At 40.2% G+C, this 22,269-nt stretch carries 23 protein-coding genes; 14 read left to right on the plus strand and 9 right to left on the minus strand.

From position 1 onward, the window contains the following. Positions 1-95: 95 nt before the first annotated feature. The 7 genes from NSS92_RS09525 to NSS92_RS09555 all read left to right on the plus strand — a co-directional run bounded on the left by NSS92_RS09525 (position 96) and on the right by NSS92_RS09555 (position 6,377). Positions 96-1,211, plus strand: a complete 1,116-nt coding sequence (locus NSS92_RS09525) for a YheC/YheD family protein (protein WP_340867494.1) — start codon at positions 96-98, stop codon at positions 1,209-1,211. Continuing rightward, on the plus strand, positions 1,168-2,526 hold the full coding sequence (locus tag NSS92_RS09530) for a YheC/YheD family endospore coat-associated protein (protein ID WP_267585922.1): 1,359 nt from the start codon (positions 1,168-1,170) through the stop codon (positions 2,524-2,526). The genes NSS92_RS09525 and NSS92_RS09530 overlap by 44 nt, the downstream gene beginning before the upstream one ends. A gap of 152 nt (positions 2,527-2,678) precedes the next feature. After that, positions 2,679-2,888 carry a YheE family protein gene (locus NSS92_RS09535; RefSeq protein ID WP_008348933.1) on the plus strand — a complete coding sequence of 70 codons (210 nt, stop codon included), beginning with the start codon at positions 2,679-2,681 and terminating at the stop codon, positions 2,886-2,888. A gap of 20 nt (positions 2,889-2,908) precedes the next feature. After that, on the plus strand, positions 2,909-3,784 hold the full coding sequence (locus NSS92_RS09540; RefSeq protein ID WP_340867499.1) for a helix-turn-helix domain-containing protein: 876 nt from the start codon (positions 2,909-2,911) through the stop codon (positions 3,782-3,784). A gap of 142 nt (positions 3,785-3,926) precedes the next feature. Then, on the plus strand, positions 3,927-5,033 hold the full coding sequence (locus NSS92_RS09545) for an ABC transporter ATP-binding protein (RefSeq protein ID WP_142944404.1): 1,107 nt from the start codon (positions 3,927-3,929) through the stop codon (positions 5,031-5,033). 236 nt (positions 5,034-5,269) lie between these two features. Then, on the plus strand, positions 5,270-5,473 hold the full coding sequence (locus NSS92_RS09550; RefSeq protein WP_039177528.1) for an alpha/beta-type small acid-soluble spore protein: 204 nt from the start codon (positions 5,270-5,272) through the stop codon (positions 5,471-5,473). Positions 5,474-5,759: 286 nt separating this feature from the next. Then, on the plus strand, positions 5,760-6,377 hold the full coding sequence (locus tag NSS92_RS09555; protein ID WP_142944403.1) for an NAD(P)-dependent oxidoreductase: 618 nt from the start codon (positions 5,760-5,762) through the stop codon (positions 6,375-6,377). Positions 6,378-6,494: 117 nt separating this feature from the next. Here NSS92_RS09555 and NSS92_RS09560 read toward each other — a convergent pair whose 3' ends face one another. Both NSS92_RS09560 and NSS92_RS09565 read right to left on the minus strand, forming a co-directional pair. Next, a complete protein-coding gene (locus tag NSS92_RS09560) occupies positions 6,495-8,510 on the minus strand; it encodes an ABC transporter ATP-binding protein (protein ID WP_267585919.1) in 2,016 nt (671 codons plus the stop codon). Beyond that, positions 8,507-10,264 carry an ABC transporter ATP-binding protein gene (locus NSS92_RS09565; protein WP_267585918.1) on the minus strand — a complete coding sequence of 586 codons (1,758 nt, stop codon included), beginning with the start codon at positions 10,262-10,264 and terminating at the stop codon, positions 8,507-8,509. Before NSS92_RS09565 ends, NSS92_RS09560 begins: the two co-directional genes overlap by 4 nt. Before the next feature lie 556 nt (positions 10,265-10,820). Between NSS92_RS09565 and NSS92_RS09570 the strand changes: the two genes are divergently transcribed. After that, positions 10,821-11,327: a universal stress protein gene (locus NSS92_RS09570; protein ID WP_034282233.1), complete on the plus strand. Its 507-nt coding sequence runs from the start codon at positions 10,821-10,823 to the stop codon at positions 11,325-11,327. A gap of 45 nt (positions 11,328-11,372) precedes the next feature. On the opposite strand, the gene dat is transcribed toward NSS92_RS09570, so the two are convergent. Next, positions 11,373-12,230, minus strand: a complete 858-nt coding sequence (gene dat, locus NSS92_RS09575) for a D-amino-acid transaminase (protein WP_267585917.1) — start codon at positions 12,228-12,230, stop codon at positions 11,373-11,375. A 296-nt stretch (positions 12,231-12,526) separates the two neighbouring features. Between dat and NSS92_RS09580 the strand changes: the two genes are divergently transcribed. Further along, complete coding sequence (locus NSS92_RS09580) at positions 12,527-13,381, plus strand: polysaccharide deacetylase family protein (protein ID WP_340867508.1); 855 nt, start codon at positions 12,527-12,529, stop codon at positions 13,379-13,381. 44 nt (positions 13,382-13,425) lie between these two features. On the opposite strand, the gene NSS92_RS09585 is transcribed toward NSS92_RS09580, so the two are convergent. From NSS92_RS09585 to NSS92_RS09595, 3 genes are all read right to left on the minus strand, one after another. After that, entirely contained in the window at positions 13,426-14,157 is a 732-nt protein-coding gene (locus NSS92_RS09585) for an NAD-dependent protein deacylase (RefSeq protein ID WP_445661652.1), read from the minus strand. A gap of 29 nt (positions 14,158-14,186) precedes the next feature. Continuing rightward, positions 14,187-15,275 carry a mechanosensitive ion channel family protein gene (locus NSS92_RS09590; protein ID WP_340867513.1) on the minus strand — a complete coding sequence of 363 codons (1,089 nt, stop codon included), beginning with the start codon at positions 15,273-15,275 and terminating at the stop codon, positions 14,187-14,189. Positions 15,276-15,439: 164 nt separating this feature from the next. Further along, positions 15,440-15,541, minus strand: a complete 102-nt coding sequence (locus NSS92_RS09595) for a YhdX family protein (RefSeq protein ID WP_017360338.1) — start codon at positions 15,539-15,541, stop codon at positions 15,440-15,442. 305 nt (positions 15,542-15,846) lie between these two features. Between NSS92_RS09595 and NSS92_RS09600 the strand changes: the two genes are divergently transcribed. Genes NSS92_RS09600 through crcB (NSS92_RS09610) form a run of 3 tightly spaced genes read left to right on the plus strand, consistent with a single transcriptional unit; the run spans position 15,847 to position 17,330 of the window. After that, positions 15,847-16,563, plus strand: a complete 717-nt coding sequence (locus tag NSS92_RS09600; protein WP_340867515.1) for a glycerophosphodiester phosphodiesterase — start codon at positions 15,847-15,849, stop codon at positions 16,561-16,563. 5 nt (positions 16,564-16,568) lie between these two features. Further along, positions 16,569-16,964, plus strand: a complete 396-nt coding sequence (gene crcB, locus NSS92_RS09605; RefSeq protein ID WP_267585913.1) for a fluoride efflux transporter CrcB — start codon at positions 16,569-16,571, stop codon at positions 16,962-16,964. After that, the gene (gene crcB, locus NSS92_RS09610) at positions 16,965-17,330 is read left to right on the plus strand and encodes a fluoride efflux transporter CrcB (protein WP_340867517.1); all 366 of its coding nucleotides are present in this window, start codon (positions 16,965-16,967) and stop codon (positions 17,328-17,330) included. Here the strand turns inward: crcB (NSS92_RS09610) and NSS92_RS09615 are convergent. Together NSS92_RS09615 and NSS92_RS09620 are read right to left on the minus strand one after the other, a co-directional pair. Next, entirely contained in the window at positions 17,327-17,719 is a 393-nt protein-coding gene (locus tag NSS92_RS09615; protein ID WP_034282242.1) for a hypothetical protein, read from the minus strand. The genes crcB (NSS92_RS09610) and NSS92_RS09615 overlap by 4 nt on opposite strands. A 90-nt stretch (positions 17,720-17,809) precedes the next feature. After that, positions 17,810-19,192, minus strand: a complete 1,383-nt coding sequence (locus NSS92_RS09620; RefSeq protein ID WP_340867528.1) for a hemolysin family protein — start codon at positions 19,190-19,192, stop codon at positions 17,810-17,812. Positions 19,193-19,529: 337 nt separating this feature from the next. On the opposite strand from NSS92_RS09620, the gene NSS92_RS09625 reads away from it, so the two are divergent. Together NSS92_RS09625 and NSS92_RS09630 are read left to right on the plus strand one after the other, a co-directional pair. Beyond that, a complete protein-coding gene (locus NSS92_RS09625; protein WP_034667702.1) occupies positions 19,530-19,970 on the plus strand; it encodes a MerR family transcriptional regulator in 441 nt (146 codons plus the stop codon). A 58-nt stretch (positions 19,971-20,028) separates the two neighbouring features. Further along, entirely contained in the window at positions 20,029-21,360 is a 1,332-nt protein-coding gene (locus NSS92_RS09630) for a hemolysin family protein (RefSeq protein ID WP_048238362.1), read from the plus strand. 39 nt (positions 21,361-21,399) lie between these two features. Here the strand turns inward: NSS92_RS09630 and NSS92_RS09635 are convergent, their stop codons facing one another. Then, positions 21,400-22,002, minus strand: a complete 603-nt coding sequence (locus tag NSS92_RS09635) for a lysophospholipid acyltransferase family protein (protein ID WP_267585910.1) — start codon at positions 22,000-22,002, stop codon at positions 21,400-21,402. Positions 22,003-22,269: the final 267 nt, after the last annotated feature.

Consider the following 22,269-nt stretch of genomic DNA (forward strand, 5'->3'; position numbering starts at 1 on the left):
TGTCGTAATGATAAAGGAGCGCAAGCTTTATGTAAAATCATAAAAAAATGTTTTTGTGATGGTAAAAAAAGAAGTTGAAAAGAAGGTGTTTTTTAATGAAAACAACATTAGGTATTGTGACCCTTTCTCCGCAGTATGAAGAGGCATTTACACGGCAGCTCGCCAAAGCTGCCCCTTCTTATCGTTTAAAGGTTGTTCGTTTTACACCACTTGATTTAAAGCCGGCTTCAAATTTCATACAAGGCCAAACATATACGAATGGCCAAGGGTTTGTAGGCGCACAATTTCCGATCCCTGACTTGATTTACGACCGATGTCTTTACCGGAATGACGCACAATCTAAAAAAGCAAAACCCATCATGGAATGGCTAAAAAAGTATCCAAAAACACATTTTTTGAATACCGGCATTTCAAATAAAATGGTGCTATTTGAGCAGCTCCGACTTCTCTCTTCTTTACAGCCATATTTACCTGGCTGCTCATTATTAAAAGAGCCCTCAGACCTGATCAATATGGTAAGGGAGAGCGGGGCTGGCGGTTTTTGTAAAATGCAGCCTCTTTCCCAGCAGCATGCAGCATCTACTTACTTCATTTCCTTTGATGGCAAATCAACATTCACCGTTCAGCTAAGTTCCAATCAAACCATTACATTTTCTCGTGCGTCAGAGATGGAGCGCTGGTGCAAAAAATATGCAGGCCGGTATTTCCTTCAATTTTTCAACATGAATGATCAAAAAGAACTTTTATTCAATGAAATCAGGATTTTTCTTATGAAAGATTCACAAAATCAATGGAAACGCATGGGGATTCACACAAAATCACCTGCAGAAAATAGTCTTTTAAGTCATACACAAAAATCACCTCCTGTGATAGGCTTTGAACACTATCTAAATACATTGCAGCCACACATCATGGAGCTCCTTTTAGATGATATTGCATCCATTCAGGCATCAATCCCAGCTTATATAGAAAAAACCTACTCTCCTTGCTTTGAATTCGCAGTAGACTTACTTCATACAAGTGAAGGCAGACTATTCATATCAAATATCAGATCAAAGCCAGGGCGGTCCGCTTTTTTAAAAGCTTACCCTGAAAAGGAACATCAATTGATTCGTACCATTCTTGAACATGCGCAATCGATGAAGTCTCAACCGAAGGAGGTTTCTTATGAACAAAAATCGCTGCATCATCGCCCCTCACCTCACAAGTAAAAAAACAATTCATCTTCCCATCCATTATAAACAGAAAGATGTCATTCATTCTCTTGCTCTAGGATCCCGTTTAGTAGATGGCTTCAACATTTCCTATCATCAGCATCCAAATAAAATTTTATTATCTAAAGATCTATACAGAGATTTACTGATTCCTTACCAATCAAAAGCTGATGTAATCATCATTGACCATACACTTTTTATAGGGCCGTTGATGGGCATTTTCACTGCAGGTTTTGAGCAAAGCACGCAGCCATTAGGAGCAAGATCAGAATTTTTTATTAAACTGCTGCATTCTTTCAGGCAGCATGCTGGTTTTGCCTATCTTTTTGGGTCGCATTCTATTGATTGGGAAAAAGGAATTGTAGAAGGATTGTTGTACCAGCAAGATTCATGGGTTAAAAAACAGCTTCCCCTGCCGTCAGTCATTTATGACCGGCTTCCAAATAGAAAAGCTGCTCAGTCGGCACTCATTCAAGAAACGAAGCGAAAACTGACCCAAGACTATGATATCCCTTGGTTCAACCCTTACTTTTTTAACAAATGGGAGATTCATGAACAGCTATTAACAGATGAAAAAACATGGTCCTTTCTCCCACATTCTGTACAATTAGATCCCGTGGACGCTCTTAGTAAAATTGAAACACTCCTCCATCTGCATCAAGTTATATACTTAAAACCGACAAACGGAAGTCATGGAGACGGGATTTATCAGTTAAAGAAGGAAAACCACGGAATCACTGTATACTCAAATTTTGGAAGGGCTATTCCATATGATTCAATAGATCAGTTTGTTCAAAGGCTGCGAAAGGATCATGCAATTCATGATTTTATTGCACAACAAGGCATTGAGCTTCTTCAAATAGACAATCAACCGATGGATTTCAGAGTTCATACGAATAAGAATAAAGACGGTGATTGGACAGTCACAGCAGCAGCAGCAAAGGTTTCTGGAGATCACACCATCACGACTCACCAGTTACATGGGGGAACGGTGAAAACACTTTATGCAGTCTTTCCAGAAGAAAAGAAACGTTTGCAGATTTTACAGCAGCTTTCTCATACTGCCATCACGCTTAGCCAGGTGATAGATGAAAAAATGACCGGGCATATTGGTGAAATCGGTTTTGACTTAGGCATTGATCAAACAGGTGCAATTTGGATGTTCGAAGCCAATTCTCGCCCTGGCCGAGAGATTTTCCAGCATGTCTCTTTGAAAAAATCAGAATGGCTGATTGGGAAAAGAATCATGGATTACGCATCTTACCTTTCAGAAACGGCACTCACCACTTCAAATCACGCGAACGTCTACTGACGCTTTTTTGTCACATGTCGGTGCTCTTAAATTTATGCTTTTTCTATGCTCTTTTCATGAGATGAGATACAATAATATCAAGTTCAAGGTTGTTTCCGTGTTGTCGTGTTTGTTTATTGTTTCATCAATAAAAGCAAGGAGGCAATGATGATATGATTTCTCATTTTCAATGGAAACCCCTTTTTAAGAAAGCACAATTGCCAGGCTGGAAAATATCCTTTTTTCACAATGGTTCGCACTATGAAGGCATCTACCACAAAACAGGTGACATTGAATGGGGCTCTCAGCTTCCGCCCCATGAAGTTGAACCAACCTTAAAAGAAGAAATCCACGAATTAATGCTATTCCATGTCTATGATTAAACTGTTTAAGGAGCCCCGCCATGTTAGAAAAATTAAAACTTGTTTACGGAGACCATATCATCAGCACACCTACTCATGACAAACAAATACTTTGGTATCAAACAGACGAAGGCGAAATATTTGGAGTAGACAAATCGGAGCTTACAGCAAGAGAAACACTTCTTCTCAATTCTTTTCTTACACCAATTGATCTATTTCAAAAAGCGCAGACCGAGGATGAACAAAAATGGTTCAGCTATCTTTTTGAAAACAAACCACTAACTATCCAACATCCTGTCCGTGTTTATTATTTTCAGATGGTCCATCAAGAAGAACAAAGACAGCAAATAAAAGAGGCTGTGAATAACAGCCTCGAACATACTCATTTCATATGGACAGGCCCTGAAACAGCTATGCTGATTCAACCAGACGCTACATCAGAAAATAGTCAATTAGATCAGTTAAAGGATTTGTCTCTGGCCATTACAAGTGATTTTTTAACAGACTCAGTCTTTATACAAGGGCAGCTGCATTTGCCAAATGACCATTTACAGATGAGATTATTAAATGAACAACAGCTCTTTTTGTGCCATATGCAGCGAGAAAAGCTTAGATCAGGGGCTGCCACGTTTTATCAATGCCTGCCATCATTCATTTGTTATGATGCATCCGCCCTCTCTCATGCTATTTCAGATGCTTTTAAAGAAGCGGTCTTTGACCGGGATGTTTACCGCACTCTCATGACCTATATGCAATGTAACTTAAACGCATCCCAGGCAGCAAAAACGTTATATGTTCACAGAAACAGTCTTCAATATCGAATTGATAAATTTATTGAGCGCACTGGGCTAGATATACGACATTTTCCAGAAGCATCAGCTGCTTATTTAATGATGACTCTACTCGATCTTTCATAAAGAACAAAAGCATGAGCATCATGCCCAAAAATAAAAATAGGATGTTGTGCACGTTGTCCATTTACAGACTCTTCCCCATTTTATACACTTTATTTACTAGTAAAGCGCTTTCAAAAAAGAGGGACTGGGAGGCTGACATCAAATGGCTGAGATGATGCTGAATCAAATTTATAAAGTGTACGATAACAAGGTAACAGCAGTAGACAACTTTAATCTACATATAGAAGATAAAGAATTTATTGTGTTTGTTGGTCCATCAGGCTGCGGAAAATCAACAACCCTTCGCATGATTGCAGGTCTAGAAGAAATTTCACAAGGAGACTTTCTGTTAGATGGAAAACGGATGAATGATGTAGCACCGAAAGACCGGGATATTGCAATGGTTTTCCAAAACTATGCATTATACCCTCATATGAATGTGTATGATAATATGGCTTTTGGATTAAAGCTTCGGAAGTTTCCGAAAGCAGAAATTGATGAGCGGGTTCGAAATGCCGCTAAAATATTAGGTCTTGAGCAATATTTAGACAGGAAACCAAAAGCACTATCTGGCGGTCAAAGGCAGCGTGTTGCACTTGGCAGAGCAATTGTACGTGATGCAAAGGTTTTTCTTTTGGATGAGCCGCTTTCTAATTTAGATGCAAAACTCCGTGTTCAGATGCGTGCTGAAATTTCTAAACTTCATCAACGTCTTCAAACGACATTTATCTATGTGACACATGATCAGACTGAAGCCATGACAATGGCAACCCGCCTTGTTGTCATGAAAGATGGATTTATTCAGCAAGTTGGAGCGCCGAAAGATGTATATGAAAACCCAGAGAATGTGTTTGTAGGTGGATTTATCGGCTCACCTGCGATGAACTTTTTTACAGGAAAGCTCTCTGACGGTGCCATTGCGGTTGGAAAAACGCATATTCGTGTACCAGAAGGAAAAATGAAAGTATTACGCAGCCAAGGCTATATTGGAAAAGATGTCATACTAGGCATCAGACCAGAAGATTTTCACGATGAGCCAGTATTTATAGAGGCGTCTGAAGGCACAAAAATTAATGCTAACGTAGAAGTCGCTGAATTAATGGGAGCAGAAACGATGCTTTATTCTTCTATCGATGATCAATCGTTTATTGCACGTGTTGATTCTCGTACCGATGTACAGGCCGGACAGTCTATCCCTCTTGCGATTAATATGAACAAAGCCCATTTCTTTGATTCAGATACGGAGCTGCGCATCCGCTCAGCTGAATAAAAAGATATATAAGCAGCGCCATCACTCATTATTGGGTGATGGTTTTTTGTATGTTAACACAACATTTACCATGTTCTTTTCTCGTATGTTTTTTTCGGAAACAACCATAATACTTAGTACAAAGCAGTTACTGCATTGGGTTTCGCCAAGTGGCAAATGACTTGATCATTTCGCTGGTGCGATTCCAGCAAACCCAACCAAAAAAATAAATCATATATAAAAAGGAGAATCACATCATGGCAAATTCTAATAGTTCAAACCAATTACTAGTTCCTGGAGCAGAGCAAGCAATCGATCAAATGAAATACGAAATCGCTTCTGAATTTGGTGTAAACCTTGGAGCAGAAACTACAGCTCGTGCTAACGGTTCAGTTGGTGGAGAAATCACAAAACGTCTTGTGTCTTACGCTCAACAAAACCTTGGCGGAACAAAAGCTTAATTTCATATCTGGATCATAGAAGGCACCTCTTATGGTGTCTTCTTTTTTTGTTTTGATTCCTCACCAAACTCCTTTCCAGCTCATATCATGTAGTAGAAAGGAGCGGATCTTCATGGACATTATTTCAGGTATGAACTTTGAACTTCTACAATTTGTCGGTATTTCCTTATTATGCGAATATACTCATAGTATTCGGTCCTTTCACCTTTATAAAAAAAGCATCACATAAAAGTTGTACCATTTTGGGTCCTTTTCACTTATAGTATGTAGTGGAGGGATCGAACAGATGAAAATAGCTCTTTTCGGTGCTCATGGACGTGTAGGACAAGCATTTCTTCGTTTCGTTCAAGTAGATGATCGTTACATGGTTCGTTCATTGATTCGGACAAACCGAGAAGAAATGCTTGCGGGTATGTTTCAAGTCACCGGCAATTCAAGAAATCGAGAAGATGTGCTTGAGACAATCAAAGGAGCAGATATTGTTGTAAGCTGTCTATCAACAGATGGTGATGATACATTATCCGTTTCAATGGAGCATATCGTACAAGCCATGAAGCAAACAAATACATCAAGAATTATTACTATTGGTACAGCAGGTATTTTAAAAGCAAGGCAGCAGCCGGAGCTTTACCGTTTTGAAACAAATGAATCAAGGCGGACCACTTCCCGAGCAGCTAAAGAGCATGCGAAAGCGTTTGAAATCCTTCAATCGACTGATCTAGATTGGACCATTATTTGTCCAACCTATTTACCAGATGGAGAAGTGACACGGTCATATCGCTATGAGAAAGATTTTCTCCCTATAGATGGAAAGAAAATTTCAGTTGAAGATACCGCACACTTTTTATATCAGCAGTTAAATTCGAAGGAGTTTGTACATCAACGCGTCGGCATCGCTTATTGATGATGATGCCTGTCCAAACAATATAACAAGTAAAAGTCGAGGACAGAATCCTCGACTTTTTCATGCAAAGGAAAAGAGCCTCATTCAATTGGAAGAGGCTCTTTTTTCTACTATTCATCAGCTGTTTGCAACAGCACCTTTTTGCAGTTCGTACATTTGCGCATACAGCCCTTCTTGCTGCATGAGTTGTTCATGACTGCCACGCTCGACGATTTCACCTTTTTCTAACACCAAGATCATATCGGCTTTCTTAATAGTGGATAATCGGTGAGCAATAACAAAAGTCGTTCGTCCTTCTTTGACTACATCAAGCGCCCGCTGAATGATCGCTTCTGTTTCTGTATCAATGTTCGCGGTGGCTTCATCTAAAATTAAAATCGCTGGATCGTACGCCAATGCGCGCGCAAATGAAATCAACTGACGTTCCCCTGAGGAAAGGGTGCTTCCCTTTTCAACGACTGGTTCATCAAAGCCTTCTGGCAGGTGCTTCAATAACTCTGCTGCGCCTACTTGCTTTAATGAGGATTCAATTGTTTCTCTTTTGATGTCTTCATTTCCTAAGCTGACATTGGAGGCAATTGTTCCAGAAAATAAATACGGGTCTTGCAGCACAATGCCCATTTGTTTACGCAGCGTTTGGCGCGACTGATCATAAATGCTTTCACCATCTATGAGAATGTCTCCTTGCTGAATGTCATAAAAACGCAGCAGCAAGTTCATGATCGAGCTTTTCCCAGAACCAGTATGCCCCACAAGTGCAACCGTTTGACCTTTCTTTGCTTCAAACGTAATGTTCTTTAAGACATTATTCCCCTCATTATAAGCAAAGGTGACATCTTTGAACTGAACGTGTCCCTCCAGCTTCTTCTGAACAGGTTCTTCCACTTCTGTTCCTGGTTCATCTAATAACCGGAAAACCCTTTCCGATGAAACCCTTGCTAATTCTAACCTAGAGAATTGATTCACAATTCCTGTAATCGGCTGGAACAATCGATTTAAATAATCGACAAACGCATAGAGCACACCAATGGACACAATGCCTGTCGCACTTAACGACGCACCGCCAAAATACCAAATGAGTGCCACATATGCTAAATTTCGCAGCAGGTTAACCAAGTTATGTGAAAGAAGTGAATTTAAATGCAGCATCTTTCGCTGATATCGAAAGTGATTGTTGTTCAGCTCATCAAATTCCTCTTGCGTCGCTTTTTCATGACGAAACGCTTGAATAATTGTCATCCCTTGAATGGCTTCATTCAGCTTGGCATTGATTTCACTGATGATCGAACGAATACGGTGATTGTACACTGATGCAAACTTTCTATAAGTCATCGACCATAGGAAAATAATCGGTACTGCGGCCAAACAAATGAGTGCCAGCTTCACATTTAATAAAAACATGGCAATGTAAATTCCAATCATGTAAATGGCACTCGTCACGAAATTAGCAAGGACTGTTACATATAAATCACGAATGGTTTCGGTGTCATTGGTGATCCTCGCGACAACCTTTCCAGCCGGTAAATTATCAAAATATCGGATCGGCAGCGTTTGGATGTGCTCAAATACGTCTACCCTCATTTTTTGAATAATTCGATTTGCAATCCTCTGGAGCAAATAATGCTGTCCATACTGAAAGAAAATCGCAACGATGAGCAGTCCTAGATAAAATAGCACAAGCTGCACCAAACCACTGATTTCTGGCTGATAAAAAGCAAAAATCTCCTCTTTTGATAAACGCTGTACCTCATAGGTCTCACGCTCGTTCCCATTATCAATGGTGAGCTGATCTCCCGATATTTTTCTGTTTCCATCAAAACGAATCGGCTCATTCACAAAATAGTAACCGAACCCGACTTGCACTACATTGATTTGCTTTCCAGAATCCATTCCATTATTTAATCGATCGCTTCGTATATAGTTATTTCCCTGGTAATAAACGGTTTTGTCTGTCTTTTCATTGACCTCGACATACGGTTTTTCTACACCTAAAATATGATCATCAATCATTTTCTTCCCAATAAACGGTCCTGTCAGCTCAGCACCAACTGCAATCATGAGAAAGATTAAGGCAACAGACAATACTTTCTTATATAGGAGTGCGTAGGCAAGGAGTCTTCTTCCTGTTGTCATACCTCATCCCCTCCTTCCAGCTGATTTGTCAGCTGCTGACGCAAAAATTGTTCTTTGTACCACCCATCCTGCTGGATGAGCTCGTTGTGGGTGCCCTTTTGGACAATGCGTCCTTCTTCCATGACAAGAATGAGATCCGCATGTTCAACAGCTGATAGGCGATGAGTCGTAATAAACGTCGTTTTACCATAACGGTTTTGTCGTAGATTTTCTAAAATAGCGGTTTCTGTTTTTGCATCTACCGCAGATAATGAGTCATCCAGAATTAAAATGTCTGGATCAATTAATAAAGCACGTGCGATGGATATTCGCTGTTTTTGTCCGCCTGACAGCGCCACACCTTTTTCTCCAACCATGGTTTCCAGACCCTCTGGCAGCAGGCGTAAATCCTTTTCAAAGTAAGCATCTTTGATTGCTTGTGCTAACTCATCTTGTTTCGCGTCCCGATGACCAAAGCGCATATTCTGTTCCACACTTTTTGAGAAAAGTATATGATCCTGCGGTACGTATCCGATCCATTGAAATAACTGATCTAATTCAATGTTTTGGATCGGAACACCTGATAGCAAGATTTGCCCATCACCTGCCGGATACTGGCGCAGAAGCTGTTTGACAATGGTCGTTTTTCCGCTTCCCGTTTTGCCTGTAATCCCAATCGTCTGCCCTTTTCGAACAGTAAAGGACACATCAATGAGATTATTTTTAGGTGAAGTTGGATACCTGAATGTCACGTGATCAAACTCAATATCTCCAGGCTCTTGTAACGTTTTCGGCTGAGCAGCATCTGTTACGTCCGGCTTATAGCTGAGTGTATGATTTAACCGGTCTAACGACGCATTTCCTCTTTGCATAATATTAATCAATTCGCCGATCGCAAACATTGGCCAGATCATCATTCCAAGATAGACGTTAAATGCAACAAGCTCTCCAATGGTTAAATCACTTTGGAATACGAGATAGGCTCCGTAGCCGATTCCGATTAAGTAGCTGATCCCCACAAGTAATTTCACTGTCGGTTCAAATAATGAATCAATGGTCGCCACTCGCATATTTTTTTGGAATACATCATCTGTCATTTCGCGAAAGCGTTCGACATCTTGTTTCTCCTGCACAAAAGACCGAATGACTCGAACGCCTGCCACTGATTCAAGAACGCGATCGTTCATGTCACCAAATGCATCTTGGGCGACTGTAAAGCGATCATGGATTTTGCTGCCATAGAATGCAATTAAGAGCGCCATCAGCGGCATAGGGATAATCGCCATTAAGGTTAATTTCCAGCTAATTGTCAGCCCCATCGTAAAGAAGATCATCAGCATATAAGCAGTGGAATCAACCAAGGTCAGAACACCGAAACCAGTCGTTAAGGCCACAGCATTCAAATCGTTTGTACCTAATGCCATTAAGTTGCCGGTTTTTTTCTTTTCATAAAAGGTAGGCGTCATCTTAAGCAAGTGGCGCATCAGTTTCCCGCGCATCACACGCTCCATGACATTTGCGCCGCCAAATAACTGATACATCCAAAAATATGTAAGTGTATAGACGACGACACCTAGTAAGCAAAAAATGGTCACATAAAACACAATACTGGATGTTGTAAATTGACCAGAACGAATGTCATCAACTGCCTGGCCAAGGTATCTTGGCGGCAGCATTTCAAGCACATTCACAATGAGCAGAAGCGTAATAGCGATCGTATAACGCCTCCACTCTTGTTTAAAGAACCAGCCTAATTTCGCAAATACTGAAAACATGTTTGTCTCTCCTTTTCAAGCTAGCCGCTTTCTAAATTTTCCTGAGTGTCACCTTGTTTCGTTTTTTGAGCTTTTGTCATTTGTCTTGATTTTGGCATGTTCACATGCTTTCACTCCTCTTCATTTACTCGTTGATCTCCATCCCATTATTTCGAAATACGAAATGAATACAACAAAAAAAGAGGCCACCAGCTGGCTGGTACGCCTCTTTTCGTCATGTAAAAAGGCGCATGTTGACAAATACGCAACATACGCCTTGATTCATCCGATCAATTGGAACATACGAGTTCCTTTTCAATGACCAATGAAGGTGTAATTGTCACGTGAATCAACCCATTCATGCAGTTTGATTTCATTCTTCCAATGTTGCACATGACATTTCCTCCTTTTGGCTCTTGAATCTTTTTTTATCTTATAGTGGCTGTCACCATTTTGTCAATAAATATTTTTCAATAAATGAAATTTTCTAACAAAAATCAATCTCCCTTATGTGTATCTTTTTCTATTAACGGGTATACCATGAGTGTAAAGACTCCTTTTGAAAGGAATGAGGACATTGTTTCAAGCTGATCGGATGGTCGTTGCGTTTGATGGACATGAAGACAGTAAGAAAGCATTAAAAAAGGCAATCGCTTTAGCTAAAACCTTACATGCCAAGCTGACCGTTACCTATGCACATGATGGCAAAACAGACAGACAGGTGTTTGATGCACCGCGCCCAATGACTGGCGGAGCTTATATCGGCGGCGGTACCGCAGATCTTCAAACACCCCCTGTGTATGTGCCTCATGATGAACAGCAAAGTCCCTTGATTTTTGAAGACCATACAGAAGAGGTCGTTGCGGAAGCACGAATGCTTTTAAATGAGGAGCAGTTTGAGGCTGCCATTGAAATTGTGGAAGGAGAACCAGCAGAAGCGATTATCGAATATGCTGAGGAAATATCAGCAGACCTCATCGTCATGGGAGCACGTGACCAAAGCAGATTGAAAAAAATGCTGTTTGGCAGTGTGAGTGAAAAGTTATCAGCAAAATCAGATATACCTGTGCTTATTGTGAAATAAATGCATCAAAAAAGGCTGTAAACATTGGTTTACAGCCTTTTTTATTTATGAAGAGATCGATGCTTCACTTTCATGTTTAATTTTTTGCTGGAAGCCTTCCTGTACGCGCTTTGTCAGCTCTCCTGGAACGCCTTCCCCTACTGGCTCTCCGTCTATTTCAACAATCGGAATGACTTCAGCCGTCGTCGAGCTGATGAAAATTTCCTGAGCGCGAAGCAGTTCTTCTTTGCTTATTCGAGTTTCTTCAACAGTACATCCTTCTTCCTTACATACCTCCAGCAGCTTTCTACGGGTAATGCCGTTTAAAATGAAATTATTTGCAGGATGAGTGCGAATCACGCCATCAATCACGGCATATACATTCGAGGAGGTTCCCTCAGTCACAAAACCGTCTCTCATAAGGATTGCTTCAAATGCACCAGCTTCAGATGCTTTCTGCTTTTCCATAATGTTATATAAAAGGTTTAAGCTTTTGATATCACACCTTAACCAGCGAAGATCCTCAGATAATATGGCCTTTGCACCAGCTTTCTGCTCTTGAACAGGCTTTTTCACCTGGAACGTATATGCCGTGATTTGAGGAGTGAGAGAATCACTATATTGATGTTTACGAGGGGCGACACCCCGCGTGACTTGAATATACACACCGCCATCTGTTAATTGATTGTGAGCGACGAGCTGTTGTAACTTTTCTTCCATATCAGATACTGTACCTTGCAGATGAATGCCAATTTCCTTTGCACTCTTGAACAGACGCTCTGTATGCTCCTTTAACGTAAACAAAGTACCATTGTATACACGGATGACCTCATAGACTCCGTCACCAAATTGATAGCCTCTGTCCTCAATATCAACATGTGCATCCTTTTTTTCAATGAAATCTCCATTGTACAATACTTTCATATGGAATCTCCCCTTCGCTTTGCATTAATGGTTGAATCTGATGCTATCTTAGCGGATAAATGGGTACGTTTCAATGATTATTCAGAATTATTTCACATCATATGAAATGGATAACCTTCTATTGTAACAAATATAGATTGATAACCAAAAAGATTCCAATTTTTTAGCATCTTCTATATTCATAGGCTCTTTTTTCCTGTATACTTACTCCATATAAACACGACAAAAAACAGCGAAAAAAGACAGAATCCACTACATGATTCGACATAAATTTTTGATTTATTGGAGCGATTGTAATGCAACGGGTTAAAAAAAAACAGGCACCTTCAAACACAATGCTGCTCTCAAAGGCGATTGGTTTTGTCATTCTGACACTAATCCTCTTTTTTATTTGGGATATGTCCAAAACCAATATGCAGGCAGCAGATCAGCCGGCGAAATTGTCTGCAAGCAGTCAATTTCGGGACACAAGCACTAGTATGAAAGCAAAAGATGATTCTAGGAAAACATTAGATGCACATTTTAAAATCAATTCAAATAAACATGTAACGGACCAAACGATCTTTTTAACATTTGATGATGGTCCATCAGCGACTACAAATCAGCTGTTAGATGTGCTAAAAGCGCATCAAGTGAAGGCCACATTCTTTATGCTCGGGCCGCAGATTAAAGAACACCCGGCAGCTGTGAAAAGACTTCATCAAGAAGGTCATCAATTAGGACTTCATGGTATCACCCATGATGTGAAACGCTTTTATCAAAAAAGTGATTCTCCTGTTAACGAGATGAAAGAAGATCAGCGCATTTTGGCTTCTGTCACAGGTGAGTATACCCATCTTGTAAGAACACCTTATGGCAGCGCCCCAAATTTAACCGATCAGCAAAAAGCACGTTTAAAACAACAAGGATTTGTCTACTGGGATTGGACCATTGACAGTCTTGACTGGAAATATAAAAGCTCAAAATATGTACCAGAGGTATTAAATCAGCTGCAAGTGCTGGAAACAAAATATCCAAAAGAACCCAAAATCATCTTAATGCACGATCAGCCTGCGACCGCAAAATACTTAGGCAGCTTAATCACGCAGCTAAAAGCGAAGGGCTATACATTTGAAGCCCTTGATGAAACAATGAAGCCGCTGCAGCAATAAAGATAAACCCGCACCTTTCTTTAGGTTGCGGGTTTTTTAATGATTTATAAAGCTTTCACAAGATCGCCAATTCGCTCATGAAACACAAGATCAAAAAGCGGATCGAATTCTGTTTCACTCAAATTCATCATCACCATGAAGATGGAAGGATCATGGGCTGCGTCTTCTGGAATATATCTTGCTGGCGCTACCTCTAGGGAAGTCCCCATGACGAGCAGCATGACCGTTTTCTGAAGTGATGTCTCCACTTGATCAAGATGTTTGACCATATCTCCAAAAAGAACAACATCTGTTTTTAGCACACGTCCACACGTACTGCCGTCTGAGGAAACCTTTTGACAGACCGGCACCTCTTCTTTTAACAAATAAGGCAGATCATATACCGCCTGGCACGATGGACAAGCAGCCGTTTGAATGGAGCCATGGAGTTCATATACATGCTGGCTTCCCGCCTTTTTATGAAGACCGTCAATATTTTGGGTGAAAATATCCACATGCTTCCCTTGTTGCTCAAGGCTGGCTAAAAAGGTGTGCCCGCTATTTGGCTCGTATTCTCCACTCATTTTCATCTGAAACAATTCCTTAAATTTCGGCCAGAATTGATGAGGATTTGATAAAAAGTAGGACCGGCTCATCGCCTCCATGCGGGAAGTATCTTCTGTCCACAGACCACCCGTTGATCTAAAATCAGGAATACCCGATTCTGTACTCATACCCGCACCTGAGAGTACTGTAATATGTGAAGCCTGCGATAGTTTCTCTCTTAGTGCTTCCACCTTTGTTTGATCCACGTACCATTCCTCCTTTATTCACCCAGCTGCTTTTCGCCTTTTTGTTTCATATAAATGGCCTGTCCAGGGAAAGCAAATTCTACACCTTCTTCGTGGAAAATATCTATGATGCGATAGTTAATGTCCTGCTTTATATCAAGGTTTTCAGACCAAGCTGTCGTGTTTGTGTAAAAGTTGAAAAACAAGTTCAAATAGCTGTCAGCCAGTACATCAAGATTCACCATAATTGTCTCCTTATGCAACCCATCATGCTCGTGAAGCATCTGTTTGAGACGCTTAATACACTGATCAATGTTTTCTTTTGGTGTATTGTAGGAAACGCGAACAGAGAACGTAATCTGACGTTTATTCATCCTTGTCCAGTTTGTGATCGGCTCCTTAGAAAGCGTAGAATTCGGAACGGTCACGACGGCTTCAGCAGGTGTTCGAAACCTTGTGCTTCGAAATGTAATGTCCTCCACAGTCCCAAGAACACTTGGTGTCTCCACAAAATCGCCCATCGTAAAAGGCTTCTCTGTAATGATGACAATCCCTCCAAAAAAGTTAGCCACTGTATCCTGCGCAGCAAGCGCAAAGGCTAGACCACCTAGACCAAGACCTGCCACAAGTCCATTTACATCATAATTAAATTCTTGCGCAATGATACTAATACTCAGTGCAATAATAATGAAGCGAAGTACCTTTGATAAAAACGGTGCTAAAATATCATCCATATCTAATTCAAATTTCGAATTGACCTTTTGAAACAAGAAGGAAGATGCAGCGGTTAAGTTACAAAGCCCCCACGTCAGCATCAATATAATGGAGGATCTATACAATTTGATGATGACATCCATATGATGCTCAAAGTATGGTGCCTGTCTTAACGCAAAATATAAACCAAGTGCCACGAAAAACAGCCTAGCTGGTTTTTCGAATGCCACAACAATTTGGTTAATGACCTCCGTTTTAGACCGATTCGTCAGCCTAAAGAGAAGTTGAAATAAATACTTCGTAAATACCTTCCGAAGCAATAAAAAAAGCAATAAAATACAAAGGCTAATACCGATTTGGATCGCGATATCTACTGTAAAATATGTATCCATCCATTTTTGTGTAAACATGTCTGTCTCTCTCCTTTAAAACAATCCTCTCTAGTTTATAATATAACCTTCGTTCATGTCCTCTCTTAAATGTCTGACCTCTACATAAAAAGCCTCGGGAGTAATCCCGAGGCATGATGTTCAAATATGAAATTTTGGCTAGAGACATATCGACGGGCAGCAAACTACTTTTTCTTCTGAGCCTGATCAAGGAGAGTCGCTTTAAACATTTCAGCATCCGTTTCGGCCTTAATACGTTCTTCCACTCTAATTCTCCCTTTACCCAATCATCTCGCCTCCTTTTCATCATTATAAAACATCAGAATTTTCAGTCAACATGACGAAAGCACTAATATTTTGACGAACGCTGACGATTTGGACAAAATTGATCGAAGAAAAAATGATGTAGTTCAGATTTACTCAATAAGAGCTTGGGATATTCCTGCAACTTTTCACCTTTCATACACGATGCTTTCTCACCACATACCATTCACCATTACATACAGCTCTCCCTCCCTCCATATAGTAAAGAAGGAAAAGCAGCAAAAATTTGATATGATAAGACCAGAACTTATGTCAGGAGCTGGAGCATGTGTATATTATCGCGCATAGAGGGTCTTCAAGCGCTGCCCCAGAAAATACAATTGCCGCATTTGATTTAGCTGTTCAGCAAGGTGCGGATTATATTGAGTTAGATGTCCAGCTGACAATGGATCAGCACGTAGCCGTCATCCATGATGATACCGTTGATCGAACGACGAACGGAAGCGGCTTAGTGAAAAGTTATACACTTGATCAGCTGAAGAAACTGGATGCAGGGAGCTGGTTTGATTCTCAGTACGCCAACGAACGAATTCCTATATTACAAGAAATTCTTGAAAAATACAGTCAACGTGTCGGGATACTGATTGAGATCAAGCATCCAAAACAGCAGATTGGGATTGAAAAGGCAGTTGTCGACATCATCAACCGGTTTGCCTATTCCCGTCACATCATGGTTCAATCTTTTGATGCCAATGCACTTCAAAGAGTCAAAGCTTACGCCCCTTCTCTTCGAACAGCTTTTATTATAAAACCCTCTGCCTTCAAACTGACGAAAAGGAAATTAGCGGAGTACAGCTCCTTTGCGGATTGCCTTAATATGAAGAAAACGATGATCAACAGATGGTGGATTGATCGCATCCACTCATTTGGAATGGATGTCTTTATATGGACAGTGAAAGACCAAAAAACAGCCGACAGGATGAAAACATACCCCATTGATGGAGTGGTGACGGATTACCCGCCATTTTTTCTAAAGGAGAAATGATGTAAATGAAAGCATATCTCGCCGTATTTATCGGTGGACTGGTTGGTACACTTTGCAGATATGAACTTAGCCAATCCATTGTCAGCCAGACATTCCCCTATGCAACACTGATTGAAAACATTACAGGCAGTCTGCTTCTTGGCTTTTCAACAGGGTATTTTATGTTTCGGAAGGGAAAAAAATATCTTGCTGCTTTGATCGGAACAGGATTTTGCGGTGGTTTTACGACAATGTCCACTTTTTCTAAAGAAACGGTTCTCTTATTACAGGATGGACTGTTCACATCAAGTGTCATGTACATTGTACTCTCAGTGATTGCTGGAGTGGGCGCTGCCTTATGTGGACTGATCACCGCTCAGCGTCTCTTTCATCAAAATGAGCAGCCGAAAGGAAGCAGATAAATGATTGTATTTTATACAGCTGTGGCTGGCGGGATGGGCAGTGCCCTTCGTTTTTTCCTCAGTCAATCGATTCAGAAAACCAAGTTTCATACTCATTTTCCGTATAGTATTATTCTTATCAACTTACTCGGTGCTGCCGGTTTAGGTTTACTGACAGGTACAGTGACTAACAATGATCCGCTGCTTATGATCATTGGGACTGGGTTTTTCGGTGGTTTTACAACATTCTCTACATTTAGTGTAGAGGCTGCGGCCATGCTGCATGAGCGGCAAATTGGACAACTTACTGTCTACTTATTGGTGACAATCATCGGGTCTTTATGTCTCTTTGCTGCGTTTTATCAAATAGGACAGCATCTTTTTTAAATATTGGTAATGGCGGCTAAGCTGATGAGCAGCTGATCCATGAGCTGGCGCTTCATCAAAAAGAGTGTTTTTTCACTATAGCCAATTTCCATTGCACACTTTGCCATCCGCCAATCTCGAAAATATTTGTAATCGATGAGCTGCTGCTCTATTTCGTCCAACTCTTTTAATGCCGTTTCAATACAAGCAACGATGAGTTCATACTGACTTTTTTGTTCTTCTAACTTTTTCCGAGTCATGTGGTCGAGATGATGCGGGCTTCTTTTTTCAAGCTGCCTTTCGATATTTAAGATCGCTGCTTGATAATTTTTGAAATTCTTTAAATGAAACTCAATTCGTTTCATTGAGGTTTTTTTCTCCGTGATACTTGCTGTTTCATACCAAAGCATGTCCATCCCCCTTTAACGAACGTTTGTTCTTATTATACACCGAACGTACATTCGTTATAAAGAGACTAAATACCTAAAAAAACCTTGAGCTTATTTTTCGCTCAAGGTCATTTCGTTTACTAGCAGCGGCTCCTTTATATCAAGCCCAGTGCGTGCACTGCCTTTTTCTGACGATGTGACGCCTTTTTTCAAATCGATCTTTTTAACGTAGCGTCCATCCATTTCCAGCACTTTCATCCGAATATCATCCAGATAGATGGATTGTCCTTCTCGGATATCAATATTCTCTTTTAAAATAAGCCCGCCGATTGTATCAATTTCCTCATCATGATAAGAGATCTCGATCAAATCTTGAACTTCATCTAATCTCACTTTGCCATCTAAAACATAATGATGATCGGCTCTTTTTTGAATTACTGGCTGCTCATCTTCATCGAATTCATCTCGAATATCTCCGACAATCTCTTCTAAAATATCTTCCGTTGTGACAAGTCCAGACGTTCCGCCATATTCGTCAGTTAAGATCGCCATATGCATTCTATCACGCTGCATCTTGACGAGAAGCTCTTGAATAGGGATCGTGTCGATGACCTCAATCACTGGATATATATAATCTTGAATTTTCAGTTGATCTTTTTCTCCTTGATACACAAGATCTGCGAAGAGCTGCTTTTTGTTCAGCATGCCGATGACATGGTCTTTATCTCCTGAAAACACAGGGAAACGTGTATACTTTTCCTGCGTCATAATGGCAAGGATATCATCTAACGGCATATCTTCTGGAATCGCACAAATTTCTCTCCGCGGTATCATGATCTCTCTGGCAATTCGATTATCGAAATCGAAAATCTTGTTCATATAATTATATTCTGATGGGTTGATTTCCCCATTTTTTAAGCTCTCAGATAATAAAATCTTCAATTCCTCTTCAGAATGGGAATGTTCTTTTTCAGATCCCATATCGATGCCCATCATTTTAGTTAGCACACGTGCTGACCCGTTTAACACATAAATGAAAGGGAACATAAGGATATAAAATGCATGCAGCGGGCCTGACAGCCATAGCGTCATTTTTTCCGCCTTTTGAATGGCAAGCGTTTTTGGTGCCAGCTCACCTACAACTACATGCAAAAAAGTAATAATAGAGAACGCAAGTGTTGCTGAGATCAGGCTGATTGCTGAATCAGGAATGTTTGTCAAACCAAAACCTCGAACCAAAAGTTCTTTTACAGCTGGCTTACCAATCCACCCTAAACCAAGGGATGTCACTGTAATACCGAGCTGACAGGCTGACAAATATTCATCCAGCCTTGATGTCACCTTTTTCGCCACGATGGCCTTTTTGGACCCTTCGGCAACAAGCTGATCAATTCTTGAGCTTCTCACCTTTACTATGGCAAATTCAGATGCAACAAAGAAAGCTGTTAAAGCAATCAAAACACCGACTATACTCAGATTAACAATATCGTCCATTTAACCTTGCTCTTTCTTAGAAGAACAAGGAGTCACCTCCTGATTGATGATGTTATGTTTTGCAAAACGGTTAACTGATTAAATAAGACTATATTGAGGGTCCCACTTAACCACCTCCGGTTCACGTAAAATTCCGCCTCTCTACATATATATGAAACGGTATTCATTTTATCTTATCATAAATAATCTGAAAATTCCTGTATCGTCATGTTATTTTTGACATGACTGACTAAATTGAGGGAAATCCTCCTCTGTTTCTTCTTATTGTCAGGAAATATGAACAATTAACTTGTGTTTCAGACTAGAATTATATTAAACTATTTTCATAAACTATAACGTGACGGTTAGGAGGAGATGTTCAGATGGGGCTGAGAAAAAGTATCGTATTGGTGAACTAGCACAGATTGCACAGGTGACGAAACGAACTGTAGATTATTATACAAACCTAGGTTTGCTTGCACCTGTTAGATCTTGCTCAAATTATCGTTATTACGATGAATATGCTTTAAAACGATTACAATTAATCGTTCTTTGCAAACAGCAGAGATTGGCTCTTTCTGACATCAAATCCAGATTAGATGAACAATTCCCTTCTCAAAAGGAAGATCATGATGAACTTGTCCATTTAACCTCTGATATCGATCGGATGAATGAGCATATGGACCGCATTTTGGCACGTTGTAAGCAGCTTCAGCCAGAACAACGTGAAAAACTAAAAGAGCAGCTTACACCTGAAAAGATGACGGCTGTCCAATCATTTTTACTGCTGTTAAGTTAAAATTTTTACTAAACAGGAGGTGTTACCTTCGTTCTCAAAGTCAGAACGAAGGCCTTAATTGGACATAGTTAATTTACTTATAGTTGCTTTGCTTATAGCTTTAACCGCGTTTTTCGTTGCATCAGAGTTTGCGATCATTCGCTTAAGAAGCTCAAGAATTGATCAGTTAATCGCAGAAGGTAATAAAACAGCAGTTGCTGTCAAGCATGTCACGACTCACCTTGATGAGTATCTGTCAGCCTGTCAGCTCGGTATTACCATTACCGCCCTTGGTATTGGTTGGTTAGGGGAAGAAACAATTGCGCACATGCTTGCTCCACTATTTGTAGAGCTGTCCATTCCTCAATCAGCTAGTTCTATTGTCACTTTTATTATTGCGTTTAGTATTATGACGTTTTTACACGTTGTGGTTGGAGAACTTGCACCAAAAACACTCGCCATTCAAAAGGCAGAGCAAGTATCCCTTCTTTTTGCTAGACCGCTCATGATTTTTTACAAAGTGATGTTCCCGTTTATCTGGGTATTAAATGGATCTGCTCGTTTGTTAACGAAAGCGTTCGGTCTTCAGCAAGTTTCTGAGCATGACATGGCGCACTCTGAAGAAGAATTGCGGATTATTTTATCAGAGAGCTATAAAAGCGGCGAAATTAACCAGTCTGAATTCAAATATGTAAATAAAATTTTCGAATTTGATGACCGTCTGGCGAAAGAAATTATGATTCCTCGTACCGAAGTTGTCAGCTTCCCTCATGATATTACCATTGAGGAAATGCTGAAGGTAACAAAGGTAGAGAAATATACACGTTATCCAATTGAAGATGGCGACAAAGACAATATGATCGGTGTTTTAAACATTAAAGAGGTTCTCACTGCCTGCATTAGCGGTGAGTGTTCTACAAGCGATACGATCGAAAAGTTTGTCAATCCGATTATTCATGTGATTGAAACGGTTCCTGTTCATGATTTACTGCTCAAAATGCAGCGTGAACGTGTACACATGGCCATTTTATCAGATGAATATGGCGGTACAGCAGGTCTTGTGACCGTTGAAGACATTCTTGAAGAAATCGTTGGTGAAATTCGTGATGAATTCGACATTGATGAAATCAACGAAGTGCGTAAACTTGGAGAAGACCATTACATCTTTGATGGCAAGGTCCTTGTTGATCAAGTCAACTTGCTATTAGGTATACAGCTTGATAATGAAGAGGTCGACACAATCGGCGGCTGGTTCCTTACTCAGAAATATGAAGTAGAGAAAAATGACGCCATTCGTGAACAAGGCTATGAATTTATTATTAATGAAGTCGATGGACACCATGTGGCATACATCGAAGTAAAAAAGTTAAATGAACAATTATTAGAAGCAGCTGAAGAAGGCGCTTCTTAAGAAAAAAACGACCCTTGCCTAAGCAAGCGGTCGTTTTTCTTATGCCTTTTCCATTAATTGAGCTTCTAGCTCTTTGATTCTCGTGTTTAATACTTCCGTCATGGCACCTAATCTTTCTTTTGGCGGCAGATGGTCAAATTCAGACAGCTCAATCGGTTCACCGATGATTAAGCGCATTTTCCCTTTTTTGAAAAGACTTTTCGCATTTGAAGGTCCTTTGTATGCGGCTGGAACAATTGGCGCTTTACCGAGCTGCGCAATGGTAACCGCCCCTCTTTTTAAAGGAACATCCTCTGTTGTACGTGTTCCGCTTGGAAAAATCCCAACGATCTTTCCCTCTTTTAATAATTTAATGGGCGTTTTAATACTGCTTGGCCCAGGATTCTCTCGATCAACTGGAAAGGCATGAATCTTTTTTAAAAATCCACCGATCCATTTATTTGCAAACAATTCTTTTTTCGCCATGTAGTGGATCTCAAACGGAAGAATCCCTGCGCCTAATGCAAGAACATCCACAAAACCCTCATGTGTACAAGCAATGACAAACCCCCGATCAGTTGGCAGATTCTCTTTTTGATATACTTTGATTCCACCTCGGAGACCAAATAATACTTTGATGGTATAGCCTGAAAATTTATACATAGTGCACTTCCTTTGTTTGAAGAATGAAGGATTTGTCTCTATTATAACAAATTTTTTATTACCTGGTACTAAAAATTTATAAACACCCCAATTCTCCCTGTCTTTTTCGTTTAAAATGAACGCTCTGTCTGTATTCAAGCACAAGGTTTTAGGGGAGAATAGAATAGGAATTGTGTCCAATTTTGTCGTTTTTCGATGTTTTTTCTTGATTTGTTCTATTGAAAATGCTTTATAAATGATGCAAATTTCGCTATGATAAGGAGAAAT

The organism is Bacillus sp. FSL M8-0166, assembly GCF_038008825.1.
Classification (GTDB): domain Bacteria; phylum Bacillota; class Bacilli; order Bacillales; family Bacillaceae; genus Bacillus; species Bacillus safensis.

What these genes read in the sequence shown, in the direction of transcription:
- NSS92_RS09615 (WP_034282242.1), bottom strand. Translation starts at nt 17,719, where the DNA reads ATGCTTTGGTATGAAACAGCAAGTATCACGGAGAAAAAAACCTCAATG.
- NSS92_RS09525 (WP_340867494.1), top strand. Translation starts at nt 96, where the DNA reads ATGAAAACAACATTAGGTATTGTGACCCTTTCTCCGCAGTATGAAGAG.
- crcB (WP_340867517.1), top strand. Translation starts at nt 16,965, where the DNA reads ATGATTGTATTTTATACAGCTGTGGCTGGCGGGATGGGCAGTGCCCTT.
- NSS92_RS09530 (WP_267585922.1), top strand. Translation starts at nt 1,168, where the DNA reads ATGAACAAAAATCGCTGCATCATCGCCCCTCACCTCACAAGTAAAAAA.
- NSS92_RS09540 (WP_340867499.1), top strand. Translation starts at nt 2,909, where the DNA reads ATGTTAGAAAAATTAAAACTTGTTTACGGAGACCATATCATCAGCACA.
- NSS92_RS09580 (WP_340867508.1), top strand. Translation starts at nt 12,527, where the DNA reads ATGCAACGGGTTAAAAAAAAACAGGCACCTTCAAACACAATGCTGCTC.
- NSS92_RS09555 (WP_142944403.1), top strand. Translation starts at nt 5,760, where the DNA reads ATGAAAATAGCTCTTTTCGGTGCTCATGGACGTGTAGGACAAGCATTT.
- NSS92_RS09550 (WP_039177528.1), top strand. Translation starts at nt 5,270, where the DNA reads ATGGCAAATTCTAATAGTTCAAACCAATTACTAGTTCCTGGAGCAGAG.
- NSS92_RS09545 (WP_142944404.1), top strand. Translation starts at nt 3,927, where the DNA reads ATGGCTGAGATGATGCTGAATCAAATTTATAAAGTGTACGATAACAAG.
- crcB (WP_267585913.1), top strand. Translation starts at nt 16,569, where the DNA reads ATGAAAGCATATCTCGCCGTATTTATCGGTGGACTGGTTGGTACACTT.
- NSS92_RS09590 (WP_340867513.1), bottom strand. Translation starts at nt 15,275, where the DNA reads ATGTTTACACAAAAATGGATGGATACATATTTTACAGTAGATATCGCG.
- NSS92_RS09620 (WP_340867528.1), bottom strand. Translation starts at nt 19,192, where the DNA reads ATGGACGATATTGTTAATCTGAGTATAGTCGGTGTTTTGATTGCTTTA.
- dat (WP_267585917.1), bottom strand. Translation starts at nt 12,230, where the DNA reads ATGAAAGTATTGTACAATGGAGATTTCATTGAAAAAAAGGATGCACAT.
- NSS92_RS09635 (WP_267585910.1), bottom strand. Translation starts at nt 22,002, where the DNA reads ATGTATAAATTTTCAGGCTATACCATCAAAGTATTATTTGGTCTCCGA.
- NSS92_RS09565 (WP_267585918.1), bottom strand. Translation starts at nt 10,264, where the DNA reads ATGTTTTCAGTATTTGCGAAATTAGGCTGGTTCTTTAAACAAGAGTGG.
- NSS92_RS09535 (WP_008348933.1), top strand. Translation starts at nt 2,679, where the DNA reads ATGATTTCTCATTTTCAATGGAAACCCCTTTTTAAGAAAGCACAATTG.
- NSS92_RS09560 (WP_267585919.1), bottom strand. Translation starts at nt 8,510, where the DNA reads ATGACAACAGGAAGAAGACTCCTTGCCTACGCACTCCTATATAAGAAA.